This is a genomic window from Aquimarina spinulae (assembly GCF_943373825.1).
Taxonomy (GTDB): domain Bacteria; phylum Bacteroidota; class Bacteroidia; order Flavobacteriales; family Flavobacteriaceae; genus Aquimarina; species Aquimarina spinulae.
Genome location: NZ_CALSBP010000002.1, coordinates 1,205,453 through 1,227,679 on the forward strand (window position 1 = coordinate 1,205,453; position 22,227 = coordinate 1,227,679).

A 22,227-nucleotide genomic window follows, 5' to 3' on the forward strand; every position below is an offset into this window, starting at 1 on the left:
CTCATAGTTAAAAAGGACTGTGTATTTCTTTTTTTCTATCTGTATAAGCTACGAGCTTTCATTTTTTTTTAACGGCTCTATCTTATTGTATGACTACTCTATTTTCTAAAGTATTTGGGGTTGGTTTTAGAGCATAAAAAAAACCCTTCATTATATAATGAAGGGTTTTCAAGGAAGGCGGTGACCTACTCTCCCACGATTGTAGTACCATTGGCGCTAACGGGCTTAACTTCTCTGTTCGGAATGGTAAGAGGTGAGCCCCGATGCTATAACCACCTTAAGCTGTTAATCCTGAAGTTATTTCAGGATCTGCTGAGTCATTAATACTTGCTTGTTAATATTTAAGCAACTATAAAGAATCAACTAATAAGTTAACATATTGATTTAATATACGATAAAAGAACACTAAAATTAGCTTGCAAAGCAATTCTCCACTCCGATAGTTGCCTATCGGAGTGTGCGCATAAGCCTATGGGTTATTAGTACTACTCGGCTATGACATTACTGCCTTTACACCTATAGCCTATCAACGTGGTAGTCTCCCACGACCCTTTAAAGAAATCTCATCTTGTGGTGGGTTTCGCGCTTATATGCTTTCAGCGCTTATCCCTTCCGAACGTAGCTACTCTGCAATGCTCCTGGCGGAACAACAGATACACCAGCGGTTCGTCCAACTCGGTCCTCTCGTACTAAAGTCAGATCCACTCAAATTTCTAACGCCCACTGTAGATAGAGACCGAACTGTCTCACGACGTTCTGAACCCAGCTCGCGTGCCACTTTAATGGGCGAACAGCCCAACCCTTGGGACCTTCTCCAGCCCCAGGATGTGACGAGCCGACATCGAGGTGCCAAACCCCCCCGTCGATGTGAGCTCTTGGGGGAGATCAGCCTGTTATCCCCGGAGTACCTTTTATCCTTTGAGCGATGGCCCTTCCATACGGAACCACCGGATCACTATGCTCTACTTTCGTACCTGATCGAGCTGTATCTCTCTCAGTCAAGCTTGCTTATGCCATTGCACTCTACGCACGATTACCAACCGTACTGAGCAAACCTTTAGAAGCCTCCGTTACTCTTTTGGAGGCGACCACCCCAGTCAAACTACCCACCAAGCACTGTCCATCTCACGATGTTAGGCTTCGAATAAGCAAAGGGTGGTATTTCAACAATGACTCACACACGCCTGGCGACGCATGATCAAAGTCTCCCACCTATCCTACACATTACTTATCCAAAGTCAATACTAAGCTATAGTAAAGGTTCACGGGGTCTTTTCGTCCCACAGCGGGTAACCGGCATCTTCACCGATACTACAATTTCACCGAGCTCATGGCTGAGACAGTGTCCAGATCGTTGCACCATTCGTGCAGGTCGGAACTTACCCGACAAGGAATTTCGCTACCTTAGGACCGTTATAGTTACGGCCGCCGTTTACCGGGGCTTCAATTCAATGCTTCTCCGAAGATAACATCTCCTCTTAACCTTCCGGCACCGGGCAGGTGTCAGGCCATATACATCATATTTCTATTTAGCATAGCCCTGTGTTTTTGATAAACAGTCGCCTGGACCTTTTAACTGCGGCCTCGCCGAAGCGAGGCGACCCTTCTCCCGAAGTTACGGGTCGATTTTGCCTAGTTCCTTAGCCATGAATCTCTCGAGCACCTTAGAATTCTCATCCCAACTACCTGTGTCGGTTTACGGTACGGGCTGCTTCACTTGGTTTTCTTGGAAGTCGATCCGCTAGATTATCACCTCGACCGTAGTCTTAGTGTACTATCGCCGTGTTACCACTGGCTTCAACGCACATTTCCGTCAGTGCGCACTAACTTCTCGCCTCCGTCACTTTTAATGTGAGCAGGTACAGGAATATTAACCTGTTGTCCATCCACTACCCCTTTCGGGTTCGCGTTAGGGCCCGACTAACCCTCAGCTGATTAGCATAGCTGAGGAAACCTTAGTCTTTCGGTGTGCGGGTTTCTCGCCCGCATTATCGTTACTTATGCCTACATTTTCTTTTGTAGATACTCCAGCATACCTCACAGTACACCTTCAACGTCACTACAATGCTCCCCTACCCCTCCAAACTAGTTGGAGGCCATAGCTTCGGTAATATGCTTATGCCCGATTATTATCCATGCCGAACCGCTCGACTAGTGAGCTGTTACGCACTCTTTAAATGAATGGCTGCTTCCAAGCCAACATCCTAGCTGTCTAAGCAGTTCAACCGCGTTTTTTCAACTTAGCATATATTTTGGGACCTTAGCTGATGGTCTGGGTTCTTTCCCTCTCGGACATGGACCTTAGCACCCATGCCCTCACTGCTGGTAAACATTTTATAGCATTCGGAGTTTGTCAGGAATTGGTAGGCGGTGAAGCCCCCGCATCCAATCAGTAGCTCTACCTCTATAAAACTATACCAACGCTGCACCTAAATGCATTTCGGGGAGTACGAGCTATTTCCGAGTTTGATTGGCCTTTCACCCCTACCCTCAGGTCATCCCAAGACTTTTCAACGTCAACGGGTTCGGTCCTCCACTTTGGATTAACAAAGCTTCAACCTGCCCAAGGGTAGATCACACGGTTTCGCGTCTACTACTACTAACTTAATCGCCCTATTCAGACTCGCTTTCGCTACGGATCCGATGCTGAACATCTTAACCTTGCTAGTAAAAGTAACTCGTAGGCTCATTATGCAAAAGGCACGCCGTCACACATAAATGCGCTCCGACCGCTTGTAAGCGTATGGTTTCAGGATCTTTTTCACTCCCTTATTCAGGGTTCTTTTCACCTTTCCCTCACGGTACTGGTTCACTATCGGTCTCTCAGGAGTATTTAGCCTTAACGGATGGTCCCGCCAGATTCATACAGGATTACACGTGTCCCGCACTACTCAGGATACTACTAAATCAATGTGCTTTACTTATACCAGGCTATCACTGTCTATGGCTCCTCTTTCCAAAGGATTCTAATTCATTACATATCTTATATTGTAGTCCTACAACCCCTGCATTGCCGTAACAATACAGGTTTGGGCTAATCCGCGTTCGCTCGCCACTACTAACGGAATCACTTTTGTTTTCTTCTCCTCCGGGTACTTAGATGTTTCAGTTCTCCGGGTTCGCCTCCTCGAAAGGATACTATATCTTCAATATAGTGGGTTGCCCCATTCGGATATCTACGGATCAATCAGTATGTGCCTGTCCCCGTAGCTTTTCGCAGCTTATCACGTCCTTCTTCGCCTCTGAGAGCCTAGGCATTCCCCATACGCCCTTAATTAGCTTATGCGTCTTGCTTTAACTTGCTCTTTTAGTTTTTGCCGATACTAATAAAGTAACTAAATTAGTATCAACCTCTTTTATGTTCATTAATTGTAAACAATTAATGCTCGTATTTTTAAATCAATATGTCAATGAACGTTTTTCTTAATAACAATATAAAATCAATGAATATAAAGACTATTTCATTTCATGAATCCTGTGCTTTATAATCTATCAATACTTATACCTAAAGAATCGTGGAGAATATCGGAGTCGAACCGATGACCTCCTGCGTGCAAGGCAGGCGCTCTAGCCAGCTGAGCTAATCCCCCGTATTAGTTGTTAGTTATCAGTTAATAGTTGTTAGAACTTTAACATAACTCCTACTTTCTTAACGTGAACGCTAACTCCTAGAATTTCCTTTCAATATAATATGAACTTAGTTTTTAATCCGTAATTCTAAATCATGAATCACTAATTAAAATCGTAGTCTCAGCCAGACTCCCTTCGATAAACTCAGGATAAACTTCTTGTCTGTCTTTCGACTTGTAGTCTCAGGCAGACTCGAACTGCCGACCTCTACATTATCAGTGTAGCGCTCTAACCAGCTGAGCTATGAGACTTCTTCATAGTTGTGTGTTGGTGGTTAATTGTTGATCGTTGAAACAATCAACTAACAACCAAAAACTAACAACTAAATAATTAATTAACAGCATAAAGACTAAAAACAACTAAGATACATTCCATCGTATCATTTCTTGGTTTCCTTATAAAAGGAAATCTCTAGAAAGGAGGTGTTCCAGCCGCACCTTCCGGTACGGCTACCTTGTTACGACTTAGCCCCAGTTACCAGTTTTACCCTAGGCCGCTCCTAAACGGTGACGGACTTCAGGTACTCCCAGCTTCCATGGCTTGACGGGCGGTGTGTACAAGGCCCGGGAACGTATTCACCGGATCATGGCTGATATCCGATTACTAGCGATTCCAGCTTCACGGAGTCGAGTTGCAGACTCCGATCCGAACTGTGACCGGCTTTATAGATTCGCTCCTATTCACATAGTGGCTGCTCTCTGTACCGGCCATTGTAGCACGTGTGTGGCCCAGGACGTAAGGGCCGTGATGATTTGACGTCATCCCCACCTTCCTCGCGGTTTGCACCGGCAGTCTTGCTAGAGTTCCCGACATGACTCGCTGGCAACTAACAACAGGGGTTGCGCTCGTTATAGGACTTAACCTGACACCTCACGGCACGAGCTGACGACAACCATGCAGCACCTTGTAAATTGTCCGAAGAAAAGTCTATCTCTAAACCTGTCAATCTACATTTAAGCCCTGGTAAGGTTCCTCGCGTATCATCGAATTAAACCACATGCTCCACCGCTTGTGCGGGCCCCCGTCAATTCCTTTGAGTTTCATTCTTGCGAACGTACTCCCCAGGTGGGTTACTTATCACTTTCGCTTAGCCACTCAGACCGAAGTCCGAACAGCTAGTAACCATCGTTTACGGCGTGGACTACCAGGGTATCTAATCCTGTTCGCTACCCACGCTTTCGTCCCTTAGCGTCAATTAATTGTTAGTGATCTGCCTTCGCAATCGGTATTCTGTGTAATATCTATGCATTTCACCGCTACACTACACATTCTAACCACTTCACAATAATTCAAGTCTTGCAGTATCAATGGCAATTTTCCGGTTGAGCCGAAAACTTTCACCACTGACTTACTAAACCGCCTACGGACCCTTTAAACCCAATGATTCCGGATAACGCTTGGATCCTCCGTATTACCGCGGCTGCTGGCACGGAGTTAGCCGATCCTTATTCGTAGAGTACCGTCAGCATTCCACACGTGGAATGGTTTCTTCCTCTATAAAAGTAGTTTACAACCCATAGGGCAGTCTTCCTACACGCGGCATGGCTGGATCAGAGTTGCCTCCATTGTCCAATATTCCTCACTGCTGCCTCCCGTAGGAGTCTGGTCCGTGTCTCAGTACCAGTGTGGGGGATCTCCCTCTCAGGACCCCTATCTATCGTAGCCTTGGTATGCCGTTACCATACCAACTAGCTAATAGAACGCATAGCCATCTTATAGCGATAAATCTTTAATCCTTAGTGAAGGCTCACTTAAGATACTATAAGGTATTAATCCAAATTTCTCTGGGCTATCCCTTACTATAAGGTAGGTACTATACGCGTTACGCACCCGTGCGCCGGTCGTCAGCGAGTGCAAGCACTCCTGTTACCCCTCGACTTGCATGTGTTAAGCCTGCCGCTAGCGTTCATCCTGAGCCAGGATCAAACTCTTCATCGTTTGTCTTTAAATATTATTCAAAACAATACAACGGAATTATAATCGTATCTCAATATGTCTCTAGTCTTTATTCTCTGTATAAACTATCTCTAGCTTTATACGCGCTGTCAATCAATATGTCTATGAACTTCGTTTAATTAATAAAGCAATCTTCATCGCTATTAATTATAGATCGTAAATAAGGAATCGAACCCCATAAATGTTAACTAAAACACCCTAAACCATTACTACTGTTTTTTATGAACTTGTGCTGTTTCTCTAAGCGGGTGCAAATATATAACCCCTTTTATTATTAGCAAAACTTTTTGTGAATTATTTTTAAAAAAAATCAACCCTACTTAATCCTCTAATCCAATCTCAATGAACATACAAAACAATATCCCGTTTTGCGGGCGCAAACATACAACCCTTTTTTATTCTGACAAGATTTTTTTAATAAAGTTTTTAAAACTTTTTCTTAACTATAAAACCAAAAACAAACCTCTCAATGAACTCACAAAACATTATCCCGTTTTGCGGGTGCAAACATACAATCCTTTTTCCTTCTATCAACAAAATTTGGTAACTATTTTGAAACTTTTTTTTAACACTCTGATATCACAAACTTTACATGAACATAAAAAGTATAAACTGTACTACGACCCCAGACATAAGGTATCTCAATCTAAGCAGAGGTATTCTTTTTTTACATCACAGAAGCACAATACCTATACTATCTAATTGTTTATTTTAAATAACAGCAAAGAATTACATTGTCAATATTTTATTTAACAGAGTTGCACTTAGGTATAATCCTATCCCGAAAATGGTATGAGCAAGCAAGCTTTTTATTCTACCTGTAGCTGGATTTGGTATATCTGATAATGCAATTCCTAATCCAAATGCGGGCTGCATAATAAAAAAAGGAGCGACAATGGTAACAAGACCTATTAAAATCGCAGGTTGAAGAGTTGGATTAGTTAGCCAATTTTTACTGCAAACAAATACCAATAAAAATGCAAATGATATTCCTATTATATAATGTGACAACCAACCTATTATCAATTCATTTTTTAATGAGGGGGAATTAAAGATTTTATCATGAAAGAATTTTCCTTTGGGTATATAACCAACCCAACGACCAAGAAGACTATAGTCAAGTGATTTTATTTTAAACAGACTTAATATATATGACCAAATATCCATTGTAAATGTAGCACTAACACCAATAATTATTGTTTTTAATATCCAATTCATTTTATATCTGTTTTCTTGATTAGTTTAGACGATAAAGAGAAATAATAAGAGATTATATTAACACACACAAAATTAGTACGCATACAGGATGCTGGAGTAGGACAAAATTTTGGTTTACCAGGACTTATCTAAAATTATGTCTAAACACTTTGGGTGAACACCCCATATGTTTTTTAAAAAACCTGATAAAATAAGATGCATCATCATATCCTAAATCATAAGCTATACTACTTACTTGATTAGACGTAGCCAAAAGATATCTTTTAGCTTCTAAAATTATATGTTCATTGATTAACTCTGAACATGTTTTACCTAATGTAGATTTAGTGATGGCATTAAGCTGATATAAAGAAAGGTTCATCATTTCTGCATACTGAGCTGCTCGTTTATAGGTAATGCTATGTGTTTCTAAAAGTTCTAAAAATTCTTCGAGTCGTTCTTGTGAATATGGTGTACCGTTACCCCTATGGTCTTTTCCTATTTTTCGACTAAGTTCGGTAAGTAATATGCTTAAGTTTGCATTAATTACTTCCTGGTACCCCTCATCCTTATTTGTAAATTCCTGAAAAATTGCTTCTAAAACAGATATTGGTTTTTTAAAACTATTACTATCAAATTGATAACAGTTCAAACTACTTATTTTTCTTAGCAATGCTACCTTTACCCTATCATGAGCAACATAAGAATTGGCATTAAAATTAAGTAAATACCCAGTGCTCTCCTTATTTAATGTAAGCTGATGTACCTGACCCGGGCGAAGAACAAATATAGAATACGCACAAACATCATAAGAAATAAAATCTATTTCATGAAAACCCGACCCTTGCTCCAGTGCAAGTAAAAAGAAAAAATCATGCCTGTGAAGATTTTGGGTCATCCGTTTTCCGCCTAACATCTTCTTAACATCTTTAATTGCGAAAATAGACTCGTTTGAGTTCACATTACCTTTTCTTACCGGAATCTCTTGCATTATACGACTCAAGGATTTAAATTCAACTAGTCTTTTTAAAAATCACACCATTTACTACAAGCCTATATTCATTCATGGGATAAGAAAATCTCATATTAAATTAAATTTCATCGAATCTTTCTTACCCCTTGCACAAAAGCTTTGCATCAGAAAAGTATACTAATACTTTTTCGCACCACTAAGATAATTAAACCGATAAAAACGTAGTTCTGTTTATTTACCTAATTCATTCCAGATTTTCTTAAATCTTTCTAAATTATCTGAAGTTAGATCTTCGTTTGCCATTAGAATCTGTCCAATGTTTGTTTTGGGATCAAACATCATAAAAGCAGATACTCCTAGATCTGAACCGGTATGCCCTATTTTACCAGATTTAAAATACGCCATAAAAAGTCCGGTATTAGGTTCTCTTGGGCTAATGTTCTGAACGTTTTTCCTTTCATCAAAATTCTTAGTATATAACTCAACCCACGACTTTTTAGTAAGTAATGTACTATTTCCATTATATCCTTTTATGAGTTCAATTAAGTAAAGAGATAAGTCTTCTATGTTTGTTTTTAAGCTTCCGTCGGGATACGTCACACAAGAATAAGGCCGTATAGCCTGATCTTTTTCATCGTATAGTATACTATGTTGTGTACTGTCTATATTCTTATAAAACCAAGCTGTATTATTCATGTTTAGTGGTTTGAATATATGTTCTTCGGTAAACTCATTAAAAGGTTTATCACTAACTTTTTCAATTATATAAGCCGCTAATGCCGCTCCAATATTCGAATACTCATATTGTACTCCCGCTTTCTTTTTCGAGAAGCTTTTCTTTACACTCTTCCTATTATGATTAAGATGCTCATATAGGTATGTTTTTAAAGATATTTTTGGGGAAAGCTCATAGGCATATGCAGATTCGTATATATTTTTATTATCTATGATTCCTGAGGTATGGGTTGCCAGGTGTCTCAATGTAATAATGTTCGAATCGTCGACATGCGGATTAACAATTTTAAAGTCCAGATATTCATTAATATCCTTATCCAAATCAAGTAGTCCTTTCTCTTTGGCGATCATTAAGGAAACTCCGATAACTGTTTTACTCACCGATCCAACGGGTTGAATTGTATTTTTTGAATACTTCTTCTTTTTTTCTGTATTAGCTAATCCAAATGTTTCAACTTTTAGAACCTCATCCCCATTAACTACAGCTGTAGCATAGCCCGTAAATTTTCTATCTTGAGATATACAACTCTGGATGCTTAAAAAAGCAATCAAAATAAAAGTAAAATAAGATTTCATAATTATTGTTTTTTTGATTGATATATTCATTTTGAAATTACATACTACTCAAACATTACATATCACCCTATCGAATAATTATTCTGTTGAGATTTGACACAAATAAATATGAAAATGAAGATCTAAACGCCCCAATGCTTCTATTGGCACCTATTTTTAAGATGTTTCCTGAAGTGAGGATTTGAATTGAGAAGGAGACAAACCAGTTTCTTTTTTAAATATTCGATTAAAGCTGGTCTTAGATTTAAAGCCAGATTCGTATGCAATACCCAAAAGTGTGATATTGTTATACTCTGGTGATTTTATTTTTTCTTTGACAGAGGCTACGCGATACTTATTCACATAGTCATAAAATGTAGTTTTCAAATATTGATTTAAAAATGCTGAGAGTTTTTTATCAGAAATTGAAATTGCATTTGCTAATGTGCTTAAGGTAAGATCTTCGTCTAAATACTTTTTCTCAGCAAACATTACACGTTCTAGTGATAATTTCAGCATATTCAATTCTTCATCATTTATACCAGATAAGTACTCATTTTTTTTACTCTCTTTATCTTTTTTTTCTGGTGTATTGATCAAGAAATCCGGGAGTAAAATTTTTGACTGTTTAACTCCATAATATCCTAAATATATTATCAATATAATTACTGAGACTAATGTTAAATACGAGGTTTCAAAATTCAAATCTTTGACGTTGACCTCATATAAAGTAAATATCACATCCAGGCATGAAATCACGAGCACACCGATTAGCATTCGTTTCACCCAACCAAAATCACTTTCAGAAATGTTTGAAAAATTGAGTTTCATTGCACCTTTATATCTATTAAATAATTTTAATGAATACAATGTGTAGAAAATAAAATACAACATCAACAAAATACCAAACAGATCTCCATGATCATTGATGGTTTTTAAATAGTTAAAAACAAACTCTTTCTTAATGATTGAGATCAAAAAAGGAATGGACACACATAGCAAATAGAGCAAAGTGGGAACAAAATGAATGTAGTATTTCCTTATTAGTTTTGTCTTTCCCTCAAATAGAGACTTTATATAAACAAATATCAAAGGTCCGGTAAAAAATTCAATAATTTCATTAAACACAAAAGTGCTTAGAAATAAGAATTTTAATTTATGAACTTGTGCATACCCATGAATAATGTAAAATAGGGTTATAGAAAAAAACAAAAGAAGTAATTGCTGTGGTGTTTCTTTGGTTTTAGATTTTATCAACAACAGAAGTATAATAGCATTAATAACGATTCCTGTGGTTAAAAAAAAGGTAATTATTAAATTCATAAACTAAAAATGCTGTAAATTATCTCTAATTATATAGCGAGTATTGGGTTATTTTACGATTAAACCAAAATAACAATGTCTATTTAATAATTTGCAAAATGCGTATGTATTATTTTCGCATTACCTTGTTTATCATTACTAAGAATAAATGTAACGGGGCCTTTTGAAATACTATCTTTTACTGCATTTCTATCTCCAAAATACCATACCGCAGCTACCATTGCAGTTTCTCCATAAATTTTTGTCGTCATATCTTCTAACCAGAGCGATTTTTCAGGTTGCTTTCCCCCTTCTACAAAACCAAATCCCAGGTGATGTGGTTTTAGATGCTTGTATCCAATCATCAAACCTTCCTTTTCTGATGAAAAATAGGTAAGATCTTCGGTTTGAAGAAAGATATCGTCTAGCAGATTTAAGTCATAAGTCTCCCACAAATTTAACCATTTATTAATCACATGTTCTGTCTCATTTTGAGATAAAGCTGCTTTCTTATTTTGAATCTCTATTTCATTTTTTTGCGTATTGCAAGCAATTACGAATACAAGGAAAGGGATTATATTTAGAAATTTAAAGTTCATAATCAGAGCTTGTTTTTTATACTATCAATCTATCAAAAAATAAGCAGGTTCGCAAATGTAAAATCAAGTGTAGTCTATCATTAAATCTCTCAATGCTATATCACATCTTGTTGATAGACATTCGGTTTCGTCTTTTTCTTTCTTAAACTTAGGTTTTTTGTCTATTCCAGAGCTATCACAACATTTCCTTTTTTTAGATCTTGTTCTATATACCTATGTGCATCAGCAACTTCTTCTAATGCATACTTCTTATCTATTATTGTCTTTAGCGTACCAGCCTCAATTAATTCTTTAAGAAACTCCAAATCTTTTATTTTAGGACTTGTTAATCCTGTCATCATTTTCTTTTTGCTTGTTAATGACACCCACAAATTTGGGAGTACTCTCGAAAGTAGCGGAATAGCAGAAATATACCTTCCATTTTTATTTAGTAATCGCAGAGATCTTGTATGTGAGAGTGCGCCTACTACATCAAAAACAACATCATATGTTGTTCCATCATGGGAGAAATCCCCAGCTTTGTAATCAATCACTTTGTCTGCTCCAATAGAGCGAAGCATTTCTAGTTTGTCTGCACTGTCTACTGCAGTTACCTGTGCCCCAAAATACTTAGCCAATTGTATTGCATAAGTACCGATGCCACCACCTGCACCATTAATCAGTATCTCTTCTTTATTATTAATTTTTGCCTTTTTTAGGAAATGCAATGAATCTAGCCCCAGAGCAACAGGAGCGGCTTCTTCATAAGTCATATTAGAAGGTAAAGCTGTTAGTACTGCTTTATCTGATAAACTAATATATTCGGCATACGCACCAAAACGCTCACTAATCCCGAAAAGTCGATCTCCTTTACTGAATGAAGTTACCTCTTTTCCCACAGATTCAATTTCACCAGCCAGGTAACTTCCTAATATTCTCTTTCTCGGTTTTCTAAGACCAAAGAACAATCGAACTATCAGCCATGTTACGTTGGGGATTTTCGGGCTACGCATCTCACAATCTCCCATTGTTATTGCAGAAGCACGAATTTTTAGTAGTATTTCATTGTCTTTGAGTACTGGTTTTTCAAGCTCTTTGAGGTAAAGCACTTCTGGAGCTCCATATCGATCATAATAGATAGTTTTCATGTAAATCTAATTAAGAGGTTGATGTATTTTCTCAAATTCTTATACCAGATAACGATTTGTATATAATTAATAGTCTATTATTCGATATCTTTTTCTGTCATATTCATCTTTTGAATATTCCTTAACAAGTTCTTTTAAACCTTTCTAGATCTCTTAGCATATTGATATTAGCCATTATCTATTTTCTTTGATCTTTAAAAACAGTACTAACATCTACCCAATACACTTCTCCTTTGGTTACTCCTTTCCATCCACTCTTTGGAGGGTTACTGTATCTTTTTGAAAAGAAAAAATACTTGTCGTCTGGTGACATATATGGGCAGAAATAAATCCAATCTTTCTTTAGCGACTCACCAATATCAAAATGAACCGGAGCTTGCCATTTGTTATTTTCTTTAAATGATATTGCAAAGCCTTTCTCATCTGTATATGTGTTTCCTGTAATCAAATAACTTTCATCGGGAGAAACATAGGTGCCGCGTTGGCCTTCTTCAGAATTCACCTCAGAACCAATATTCTTTGGGGTATCGAATTTTCCTTCTCCCAGATATTGGGCTCTATAAATATCTCCTTTACCAAGACCACCAGGGCGATTTGATGTGAAATATATACTTCCATCTGCAACTACTACCGGATACGATTCTACATATTTTTCTGTGGATACGGGGTATCCAACCTTTGAAGCGATTTGCCATTTCCCTTCAATTTTTTGACTTCTATATATGTCTGGCTTACCTTTTTTCAAACGATCTTTAGGACTAACACCAAGGAAATACATAGTATTGCCATCTTGTGTTATTGATGGATCAATTGCGACAGATTCACTTTCCTGGTTAGCATACATTTGTATGGGTTGCGGTGCAGTCCACTTGCCATTAACAAAATCAGAATGATGTATAATAAAACTACCATCAATAATTCTGGTAAAAAACATTTCGGTAAACGAAGCATTAAATACTGTATTAATTTCTATAGCATCTGTATTTACAAAGGATGGAGCGAATAATTCTGGTGCTATCCCTGGTAGTTTTTCATCTATATAGGAGTTATTTGAGTTAATCGGTTTACAACTTTGCAAAACAAAAACGAATGCGATCATTGATAAGAAATAATACCTTCTATCCATATTTTCTGATTTAAATAATTTGTTAACGGCTTTGTATATGGTTGGTTGCGTAGGTTAGGACTAAATTAATAAAAGAAAACGAATCAAAGGTAAATCCGTAAAAGTTTTCTAGGTACACATAAAACGGGTGATTAACCAGACCTCTTGTTTCGTGTTTTATTTCAATACATATTCAGGAAGAATTCCTTATACATTGTACGATTTAATGATACTATTTCGCCACTTAATAATTCTAGACTATATTTCCCTCCACCATGTTTAATAACTTTACTAATTTTAGATTTTTCAACAATATATGAACGATGAACTTTAACAAAACTATCTGGAAGTATTTTTGTTAGTTTTTCTAAATTTTTGTCGTGTAAAAAGCGACGTTTATCGATCGTATATATTTCTGAATAGTTCCCCGAAGCTTTAATCCATTCAATATCCTCAATACTAATTAAACTAATCCCTTTTTTAGATTTAACAGCTAAGCATTTTAGTTTTTCACGATGTATGCCATTACTATTAAGAAATCTGTTAATAGCAATCTTGAATCGTTTTTCTAAAATAGGTTTGCTTACAAAATCTAAAACACCAAAGTCAAAAGCTATAGATGCTTTTTCTCTGTTTGCTGTAATTATAATTGTTTGGAAAGATGATGACGCAACTAATTTAAGGAGTTTAAAACCATCCTCACCATTTAAATTAAGATCTAAGAATAGTAAATCATATACTTCCTCGGTAATGCAATACTGTGCGTCCTTTAAAGTATGTGATATTTTAATCTTACAGTCTATTAAGTACTTTTTTGCCAAATCGGAAATGCGATCAGCAACAAGAGTGACATCTTCTACAATTAGGACTCTCATACATTATGTTTTATTTCAATAATGGATTCCCAACCATTTTTAATTTTATTCGAATGTAGTTTCCATTTTCCGGGATAACATTCTTCTAATCTAGCTTCTACATATTTTAGACCTGTACCCGAGGTATGCATTAAATCTGTCTTTTTTATAGCGCTATCATTAAAAAGATGATACAATATCGAGCTTGATGTTTCTTGCTTACTTAATTCAAAGTTAGCATCTTGATTACCCGAATATCCATGAGTAATTCCATTTTCTACAAGAGTATGAATAACTATGGGAGGAATCATTTCATCGCCAATAACTCCATTTACCTTCATCTTATAACTGGCCTTTTGTTGAATACTCATAATTCTAAGGTGTGCTTTACATATTTCAATTTCTTGATGTATCGGAACAAGTTTCTTTTTACTCATTATAGATAATAAATGAAACTCTTCTGATAACGCTTCGATCATTTTACTTGCAGTTTCAGGCTCTTTTGATATCAATTGTTGTAATGACATTAAAGAGTTTATTATAAAATGAGGCAAAATACGCTTTTGTAAAAATTGGTATTCAAGACGTTCTAATTTAAGTTTTGCTTCATTAAGTGATTTTGTTTTATGCAATATCCCTTTTGCTGAAATGAAAATCATAACCAGAGCAAAAATAATCATGCCGAGATTATCTAACTTATAGACTAAAGATGTGATTATAAAATTACTATATACAAAAGTGTAACTTTCAATACTATTACTGTCGTCCAGGTAATTAAAAAGAAACAAAACAAATAGTGATATTGTAATAATCGTTCTGTTTTTCGCTTTTTTTAACGAGGCAAGTAAACTCATAACAAAAGGTAAAAAACTTAGAGTAACTGAAATATTAGCGTTAGTTGAAGCAGCAAAAGCATAAACTATGATGAAAGCTAGAATTGAAAGAAAAAGAGTTTTCTTTTGATATTCATATTCAAAGTATAAAACAAAAAGTAATATAAAATAAGTGATATGTTCTAGCCCACTTCTAAGGGTATAGCTGTGTATAAAAGAAGCAGATGGAACAAAACCGTTCCAATACAGTACTTCATAAGCAACTAATACACTATTAATCAAAAATAAAAGAGCTAATAGAAGAAAAACTTTTTTTCTATTTAGAGAAAAATACAGCACTAAATTAATAAGTAAGAAGAAAATGAATATCCCAAAAAACAAAATGGGTGCCGTTGTCATTACGGCTGTGTGTTTTTGAAATGCTTCTAAATTACCGATAGACACATCTCTAAAATTTGCATTTGTTTTATTTTTATAGTTAGTAAATTCTATTTCAATTTTGTTATATCCGTTTACCAGATAATCTTTTGAAATTCTTTTTTTTACTAAGTTTTTACCTCTAATTTTGGCTTGAGATACGTTTTCAACTCTTCCATTTCTAAAAAGTAATTTGTCATTTAAATATAGATTAGCAGCATTAACGTTAGTACGAAACTGTATCCAAATATCACTATTATTAATTGTCTCTTCTGTAACTTTAAAATCCAGAGTCACATACCAAAGCCCTTCTTCTTTACTTACGTGTTCATAAATACCTTTGGCATTTAGGTTATCTGCGAGAAATTGCTTTGTATTTCCTTTGTATAAAGTAGCTATATCAAATGTGCTTAAATCCATAACATTCCCAGAATATTCGGGAATGTTATGGACTGTCTGCATGTTTAAAAAAAAACTTATGATTAGCAGTAATTTCATTTTTACTTAAAAGTCTTATTTATGATAAAGATACTTCTTCTATATTTATTTAATAACGATATTTATTTCACTTAATCTACCCATAAGCGAGCAACAATCATATCAAATCGACCACCTAAAAAAGTAGTTTGTATTGGATTTACTGTTGGAAAATCAATCGAATTTGATGCTCCTGAGACGGTTAGCGAACCATCGGTCCCTATGGCAAGACCTTCGAATATATCCTGGCCTTTTCCGCCTATTAAAGTAGAATAACGAAGAAATGATCCGCTTGGATCAAGCATAGCTATAAATGCATCATCATCACCTCGCAGGTTTCTTTCTTGACTATTAACTATAGGGAAATTTTTGGAAGCTGTATTACCCACAATGAATGCATAACCTTGCTTGTTGACTACAAGATTTCTGGGGTTGTCATCTTTCTCTCCACCTAAATAAGTCGAATATACAATCTCTCTTTTATTTAGATTTAATCTAGTGACAAAGGCATCTCTAACCCCTCCAAAATCAGTTTGAAACGCCTTTGTAGTTGTTGGGTAGTCTACAGAGTTTGTAAATCCCATCATAAATACATTACCCGAAGAGTCAAGATCAATACTGTAAAGTCGTTCGGTTTCTTTTCCTCCCAAGTAACTGGCAAAGTTAATGATCGATCTAGTTGGGTCAATTACGGCTAAAAAAGCATCGTCTTTTCCTTTTTTTTCACTTTGTATAGCATTTTTAACTGGAAAATTAATTGAACTGGTTGTCCCAGCAATATAGAGTTGCCCCATACTATCCAATTTGATTGAGAAGCCAATGTCATCACCTGACCCTCCTATATAAGTTGATGTCAGCATTTTTCCATTAGGATCAAGAGTAACAATAAAAGCATCTATCCCCCCAGCCGATTTTGATTGTAAGGCTCCTTCTGAAGTAGGAAAATCTTTAGACTTAGTTCTACCAATAACATGAACATTACCCTGTTGATCAATAGCTATACCTCTACCATCTTCATCTTTACTACCTCCTAGAAAAGTTGACCAAACGACTTCACCTTTGGGATTAATTTTAACAACAAAAGCATCACTCTTTCCTCCAAAATTTGGTTGAAATCCATTAGGGTTTATAGGGAAATCAGACGAATATGTAGTTCCTACGGCATAGATATTCCCTATAGAATCTGATATGAGTCCCTGGATAGCATCCCATTTTGCCCCACCAAGTTTAGTTAAGTAGGCAACTTCTGTTCCTTTTTTGTTTAGTTTCACAACAAAAGCATCCATTCCTCCACTAAGAGTATATGGGTATCGATTAGCTCCAGGTAAATCTGCAGAGCTTGAGTGGCAACCAAGGTATGTATTTCCTTCTGAGTCGACAGCAACAACATCGGCATCATCGGTTCCGTTGCTCCCATAGTATGTCGAATAAAGAGTTGAAGTTGACAATTCTTGACCATACAACTCATCTTTTACAAAAGTTAGAATAATCATTATTGCAATTAATAGTTTTTTCATAACATGATTTTTATTTTAAAATCAAAATTAATTATGAAGTACTTATCTATGTAAAGGTAAATGGTGAAATGCACGAGGATCGTGTGAATATCACATGAAGTTATTCTATGAAAAAGATATTAGATTAAGTTTAGGGTTGATACATTTTACACCGTATTAATGATTGTTTTTAGTATTGTTTTTTTCGAGGAAAATTAATTCTAGTTTTTTGTTTATCCTTTGCTTTCTAAATTCTGAATATCCAAGTTTAGTATAGAGTACTAAGTTCCTATCACTTTTATGTCCTGTAAACAGCTCAAAACGCTTTGCTACGTCAAATTGAGATTCTATTTGGTTCATTAATCGTGTTCCTAGCCCTTGTTTTCGAAATTCTTTTTTTACAATTAACCTACCAATCTTGCAGGTACCTGAGTCTAAACTTCCTCGAACAGAGCCTATTATTTCTCCATCAGATTCAATTTTTAAGATTTTTTCGTTTTCAAAATCAAGTTCAATTGATGCTAAGGTTTGTGTTAATGGAGGAATTGAAAAATCGTTATATAATTCTGCTTCTTCTAAGTAGCAAGTTTTTTGCAATTCTAATATTGATTTAAGATCTTTTTTTTCTGCTAAAGATATCTTCATCACTAAGTTTTAGATTCGGTTTATGCTTTGATACGCTATTCTTTTGTCAAGCCTGATAACCAATACATACCACGAACTGCTGACATGGGAAAAGCTCCACCATGGTCAGCAGATTCAATCACCACAAGCTTTGATGATAAATTTGTATATTTTTTGCTTTTCAATATGGAAACAAGACCTTTAGCATGTCCAAGCATACTTTCTTTTTCCAATGCGCCAATTGACACAAAAACATTAGCATTTAACTCTTTTTGATTCAAGGCGGTAATAGGCTCATGTTCATAAATGTATGATCCGTCTAATAAAGCTCCGGGGCTACCAAGAATGTAGTTTTTAAAAGTGTCTGGTTGTACAAATAATATGTATGCTCCAAATTTAGCGCCCATGGAATACCCAAAATAGCTGCGGTTATCAGAATCAGTTTGATAGTTGTTTTCAACATATTTAATAACATCGTTACGAATGAAATCCAGATGATTACTGGCCTGCCCACGTTGATATTTAGCTTGATGTTCTGGATTACTTGATTTCATTATTGAGTAATCTCGAAATCTACTTGCATGTTCTCCTAATGCACCTAATTTTCCTTTTAGATCTTTTTGCCAGGAAATACCAACCAAAATAGCGTTTTCCACCACGTGTTCAGCGGAGCCGGATAATATTTCGATGTGCTTCATTGCATCAGTAAAATAAAGCACGGGATATTTGATATCACCGTTTTCTGAATATCCCTCTGGCAGCTTAATATAAAGTTCATATTGCCTGTCATTTTTAGCGTCCTTTATCGGGATTACCTGTATCCGAGGTAATTCTAAATAAGACTTTTCTACCGTTTGTGTCTCATCGTTTATATTATTTTCTTGAGCAACGACGGTATTGAGTGATAAAACACATGTCAATATTAATAATTTCGTTGTTTTCATGTTTTCTTTCCTTATTATAAATGTGTTAATTTCTCATTGTTTAAATTTTTATAATGTTTGGTATTGCAACTAACAATGATATATGTGTACTAGTACACATATACTTATTACGTAATTTTGCACACATATTAATAACCGTTTCTATAAATACCAAAACGATCTTATAAAGTCTTAATTATACCCAGATCATGCAATCTAGTACACTATAGTATCCCGCTGTTTTTGATTAGTTCCCAATTACTAATAGTATCCCGATTAGCAAAAGAACTACCCATCCCGGGTGTTTTCCTTTAGTACCTACTAAAACCAAAAGAGATGCCAAAAACATGGTATACATGATGGACTGAATTATAAAACCAATATTAGTTGGATTTAGTTCATTTTGTTCTGCGGAAATTTTGATCAATATCGCTCCGATACCCCAACCAAAAACTGAAGCCAAATGCCAGGTTGCCCATAATATCCTTAAATGTCTTTCTTTTAATGCTTCGTTTTTTTTTGACGGAACCAAGCTTCCTTTATTTCTTTTGCTATTAAAAATCAAATATTCTCCAAGAATTGAGTGAACAATTCCTAAGAGAAAACACAGAATTCCTGCTATACATAAATACGTATTCATTACTCATTTTTTAGTGAACTCATCTTAAGTTATGTGTTCGTTCTTTATTTTCCTATCAAAATATGATATTCTGTTGGTATTTCAATTCCTCTATATCCATTTGTTAATCCATAAAATAGTACCAGTGTTACTACTACACCAAGTACAAGTATTAAAACAGATTGTTTTCGAGGGGTAATCCCCAATACGTTATTTTTAATTTTAGCATAATGAATAGCCGAAATGTGGCCAAAAAATGAAAGTATAGCAAGCCCGTAATAGGGTATGAAAAATAGATTTATCGGAAAAGTATTCAATCCTGCTACTCCAAAATAAATATTGGTATCTAAGTCTAAAAATAATCTACCTGCGAATACTGCCCCAAGATGAAATAGGAAGAAAACGGCTAGATATAATCCGCTCCATACTTGTAATTTTTCAAAAAACCCAGTGGTATTTTTTCTCCTTCTTAAAAATAGTCGTATCCCAGAAAAAATCTGAATGAACACTGCTATCAATAAAAGAGTTTCGACAAAAACATTTCTATATACCCAACGAAATTTACCCATTAATCGGATGTGCTCCTCTACCCCAAAAAGACTATAACTATGGTTAAACAAATGAAAGCTTATAAAAATTGTAATTATAATCCCCGAGATATAATGAATTCGTCTCATCATTTTTTTCACAAAGGTCAATCTAAATTATAATGTATCATTTGATTTATATCAAATTCGGTTTACCATTCAATCGTCTTATAAAATCTCATAATATCTTCTGCTAATAATTCTGGCTTTTCCTACCTCCGATTGTAAATCCAATAGACAGTCCTAAATAGCCACTATCTACTGTTCCTATGATTTGGCCACTCGATAGTTCAATATCTGCTTTCGGAATAAGGTTATATTCTAATCCAAGTCTTGTTTTGCCTAATTCAAGTCCTCCTCTTACTAGAAAGCCTATCTGGTTATTAACACTTCCTTCTAACACATCTGCAGAGCCAACTGGGGAAACATCGATATAGCTCAACAAATAATATCCTAAGCCTAAACCTACATAAGGACGATAATTATTTTGATTTAAGTAATAATCGAAAGTCGGTACAAACGAAATGACAGCATTATCAGATTGGTCATCAATACTAAATTGACCACCATCATTATTTTCAAATTTTTGAGAATTTAATGCAACCCCAAATCTCAACCCAATAACTGTATTTTCTGAAATTTTAATTTTGGGTTCAACATTAAGTAATAATTCTAAATTTCCGGATTCTGAAAATAGGAGAATCCCAGGTTCTATTCGAAAAGTTATATTACTCTTTTCTTGAGCATTTAGATTGAATAAACAGAATATTAATGTTATAAGTACTAACTTTTGCTTACCCATAAATCAACTCATTTGTTTTGTGATAATTTAAGTTGAGAACGTTTGTTATGTTAAGTTATTGAATACATCACTCATTATATAGTTATAGCTAACGGTTTATGTATATGATTAATTGCGGAAAATCTGTTACGATTTTCCGCTGTATTAATTAGGACACAATGTTATAAAACGTTTATCTGTTTTTTACTCCTATGTTTTAAACTTAAAAAAGTTACTTGATTTTTTTATCGCCCGGATTATCAGGAAAAGCTTTTTCAAACCTAGTTTTACTTTCCCCTGTTAAATATTTTTTAGCTAATAGAATTACGGCATCTGGTCCTTTGTTCACCCATTTCACAAGATTCTCATCATCCTCTTTTGCCTCTAATGCGAGCCATACCGCAACTGGCATAGCTCCCCATTTTTTTTTCATAGGACCTCTGGATAAGTTTGCGTGCAAATTGCTTTCTTCTCCCTTTGTAAGGTTTGACTGTGTAGATACTTTAATGATTCTTTCAGTAAATATTGGATATAAATTTTTGAACGTATTTTTTGATGTCGAGGATAAAGAATCCCCTACAGGAAACCATTTAGTCGACATCGAGCGATACATCCCAAAGCCTTCTATTACGCATTCCCACAAAATCTGATCTTTGAATGTATCGAGTTTCAAGTTGTTTTCCTTTGCCCATTGTTTATGAAGTAAATGTGTAAATTCGTGTGCAAATATACGGTCAATTCGATTGTCATTAACAGTTTTTTTTGCAGATCCGTATTCTCTGTGTAGTGCATTTACATCGAGACAAATAGTTTTGTTTTTATAGGTAAAAGCATCATCACCACCTTGATACCCTAAAAGGATAGAGACGGTGTCTTTAAGTTTGATATTCTGAAAAGGTACTTTTAGTGAGTCTCTAAAAGCATTCCATTTAGTTGTTTTGGATTCAATTAAGTTGATCCAATCTTGTTCTTCTTTTGTTATTTGTTTAATCACATTTGATAGAGAGTCGAGTATAGCAGCATTCTTCCTACTTACTAATACATTTTTCCATTCATTAGATATCTGATTGGAATTAACGCCTAATTTAACCTTTATAATTCTGGTGTCTTCAATTTTATGGATTGAAGAGTTCTTTATTACTTCTTTACTTCCTGAATTAGTAGCTTTTTTCGAATTTGAGTTACAACTCACTAATAAAGTTAAAATAAGGATAAGGAAATAAATGTTTAAGTTTTTCATTTGATTGATTGATTGATTCTAAATATCAGAGTTTAAAAACTTATTTATGTTACACAATCCTTGTGAATCTTTTTTGATGAATTAGATAGAGTCCTCGAGCTTAGAAGGTTATTTGTTTCTTATCTTTTGAGAGTTTGAATACAGAAATCCTATTATAAATTATTATTAACGTTTCGTATAAGAAATGTAGGACGGTT

General features: G+C 35.4%; 16 protein-coding genes, 2 tRNA genes and 3 rRNA genes. All 21 read right to left on the bottom strand.

The window, feature by feature from the left end; genetic code table 11:
- Window positions 1–172: 172 nt before the first annotated feature.
- The 21 genes from rrf to NNH57_RS11075 all read right to left on the bottom strand — a co-directional run bounded on the left by rrf (window position 173) and on the right by NNH57_RS11075 (window position 22,030).
- Window positions 173–280, bottom strand: a 5S ribosomal RNA gene (rrf, locus tag NNH57_RS10975).
- Between the two features lie 179 nt (window positions 281–459).
- Window positions 460–3,286: ribosomal RNA gene (locus NNH57_RS10980) — 23S ribosomal RNA — on the bottom strand.
- 230 nt (window positions 3,287–3,516) lie between these two features.
- Window positions 3,517–3,590, bottom strand: a tRNA-Ala gene (locus NNH57_RS10985).
- 217 nt (window positions 3,591–3,807) lie between these two features.
- Window positions 3,808–3,881, bottom strand: a tRNA-Ile gene (locus tag NNH57_RS10990).
- Between the two features lie 164 nt (window positions 3,882–4,045).
- A 16S ribosomal RNA gene (locus tag NNH57_RS10995) occupies window positions 4,046–5,568 on the bottom strand.
- Together the 16S, 23S and 5S rRNA genes with 2 tRNA genes alongside form the textbook arrangement of a ribosomal RNA operon.
- A 747-nt stretch (window positions 5,569–6,315) precedes the next feature.
- Window positions 6,316–6,804 (bottom strand): DUF2938 domain-containing protein, encoded by a 489-nt coding sequence (locus NNH57_RS11000; protein WP_074410389.1) that lies wholly within the window; start codon window positions 6,802–6,804, stop codon window positions 6,316–6,318.
- A gap of 124 nt (window positions 6,805–6,928) precedes the next feature.
- On the bottom strand, window positions 6,929–7,774 hold the full coding sequence (locus tag NNH57_RS11005) for an AraC family transcriptional regulator (protein ID WP_074410388.1): 846 nt from the start codon (window positions 7,772–7,774) through the stop codon (window positions 6,929–6,931).
- 213 nt (window positions 7,775–7,987) lie between these two features.
- Window positions 7,988–9,067 carry a serine hydrolase domain-containing protein gene (locus NNH57_RS11010; RefSeq protein WP_159099150.1) on the bottom strand — a complete coding sequence of 360 codons (1,080 nt, stop codon included), beginning with the start codon at window positions 9,065–9,067 and terminating at the stop codon, window positions 7,988–7,990.
- Between the two features lie 156 nt (window positions 9,068–9,223).
- Window positions 9,224–10,369 (bottom strand): helix-turn-helix domain-containing protein, encoded by a 1,146-nt coding sequence (locus NNH57_RS11015; RefSeq protein ID WP_108807312.1) that lies wholly within the window; start codon window positions 10,367–10,369, stop codon window positions 9,224–9,226.
- Between the two features lie 83 nt (window positions 10,370–10,452).
- Entirely contained in the window at window positions 10,453–10,947 is a 495-nt protein-coding gene (locus tag NNH57_RS11020) for a hypothetical protein (protein WP_074410385.1), read from the bottom strand.
- Window positions 10,948–11,108: 161 nt separating this feature from the next.
- Entirely contained in the window at window positions 11,109–12,074 is a 966-nt protein-coding gene (locus NNH57_RS11025; protein WP_108807313.1) for an NAD(P)-dependent alcohol dehydrogenase, read from the bottom strand.
- A 178-nt stretch (window positions 12,075–12,252) separates the two neighbouring features.
- Window positions 12,253–13,200 carry a TolB-like translocation protein gene (locus NNH57_RS11030; RefSeq protein WP_074410383.1) on the bottom strand — a complete coding sequence of 316 codons (948 nt, stop codon included), beginning with the start codon at window positions 13,198–13,200 and terminating at the stop codon, window positions 12,253–12,255.
- 161 nt (window positions 13,201–13,361) lie between these two features.
- The gene (locus tag NNH57_RS11035; RefSeq protein WP_074410382.1) at window positions 13,362–14,054 is read right to left on the bottom strand and encodes a LytR/AlgR family response regulator transcription factor; all 693 of its coding nucleotides are present in this window, start codon (window positions 14,052–14,054) and stop codon (window positions 13,362–13,364) included.
- Window positions 14,051–15,745: a histidine kinase gene (locus NNH57_RS11040; protein ID WP_159099151.1), complete on the bottom strand. Its 1,695-nt coding sequence runs from the start codon at window positions 15,743–15,745 to the stop codon at window positions 14,051–14,053. The genes NNH57_RS11035 and NNH57_RS11040 overlap by 4 nt, the downstream gene beginning before the upstream one ends.
- 107 nt (window positions 15,746–15,852) lie before the next feature.
- A complete protein-coding gene (locus NNH57_RS11045) occupies window positions 15,853–17,277 on the bottom strand; it encodes an SBBP repeat-containing protein (RefSeq protein ID WP_108807314.1) in 1,425 nt (474 codons plus the stop codon).
- A 156-nt stretch (window positions 17,278–17,433) separates the two neighbouring features.
- Entirely contained in the window at window positions 17,434–17,901 is a 468-nt protein-coding gene (locus NNH57_RS11050) for a GNAT family N-acetyltransferase (protein WP_074410379.1), read from the bottom strand.
- Window positions 17,902–17,936: 35 nt separating this feature from the next.
- Window positions 17,937–18,824, bottom strand: coding sequence for an alpha/beta hydrolase (locus tag NNH57_RS11055; protein ID WP_074410378.1), 888 nt, complete (start codon window positions 18,822–18,824; stop codon window positions 17,937–17,939).
- A gap of 226 nt (window positions 18,825–19,050) precedes the next feature.
- A complete protein-coding gene (locus tag NNH57_RS11060; RefSeq protein ID WP_074410377.1) occupies window positions 19,051–19,443 on the bottom strand; it encodes a hypothetical protein in 393 nt (130 codons plus the stop codon).
- 44 nt (window positions 19,444–19,487) lie between these two features.
- Window positions 19,488–20,102 carry a hypothetical protein gene (locus tag NNH57_RS11065; RefSeq protein ID WP_199915402.1) on the bottom strand — a complete coding sequence of 205 codons (615 nt, stop codon included), beginning with the start codon at window positions 20,100–20,102 and terminating at the stop codon, window positions 19,488–19,490.
- A 100-nt stretch (window positions 20,103–20,202) separates the two neighbouring features.
- A complete protein-coding gene (locus NNH57_RS11070; protein ID WP_108807315.1) occupies window positions 20,203–20,811 on the bottom strand; it encodes a hypothetical protein in 609 nt (202 codons plus the stop codon).
- 211 nt (window positions 20,812–21,022) lie between these two features.
- Window positions 21,023–22,030 carry a hypothetical protein gene (locus NNH57_RS11075; protein WP_074410374.1) on the bottom strand — a complete coding sequence of 336 codons (1,008 nt, stop codon included), beginning with the start codon at window positions 22,028–22,030 and terminating at the stop codon, window positions 21,023–21,025.
- Window positions 22,031–22,227: the final 197 nt, after the last annotated feature.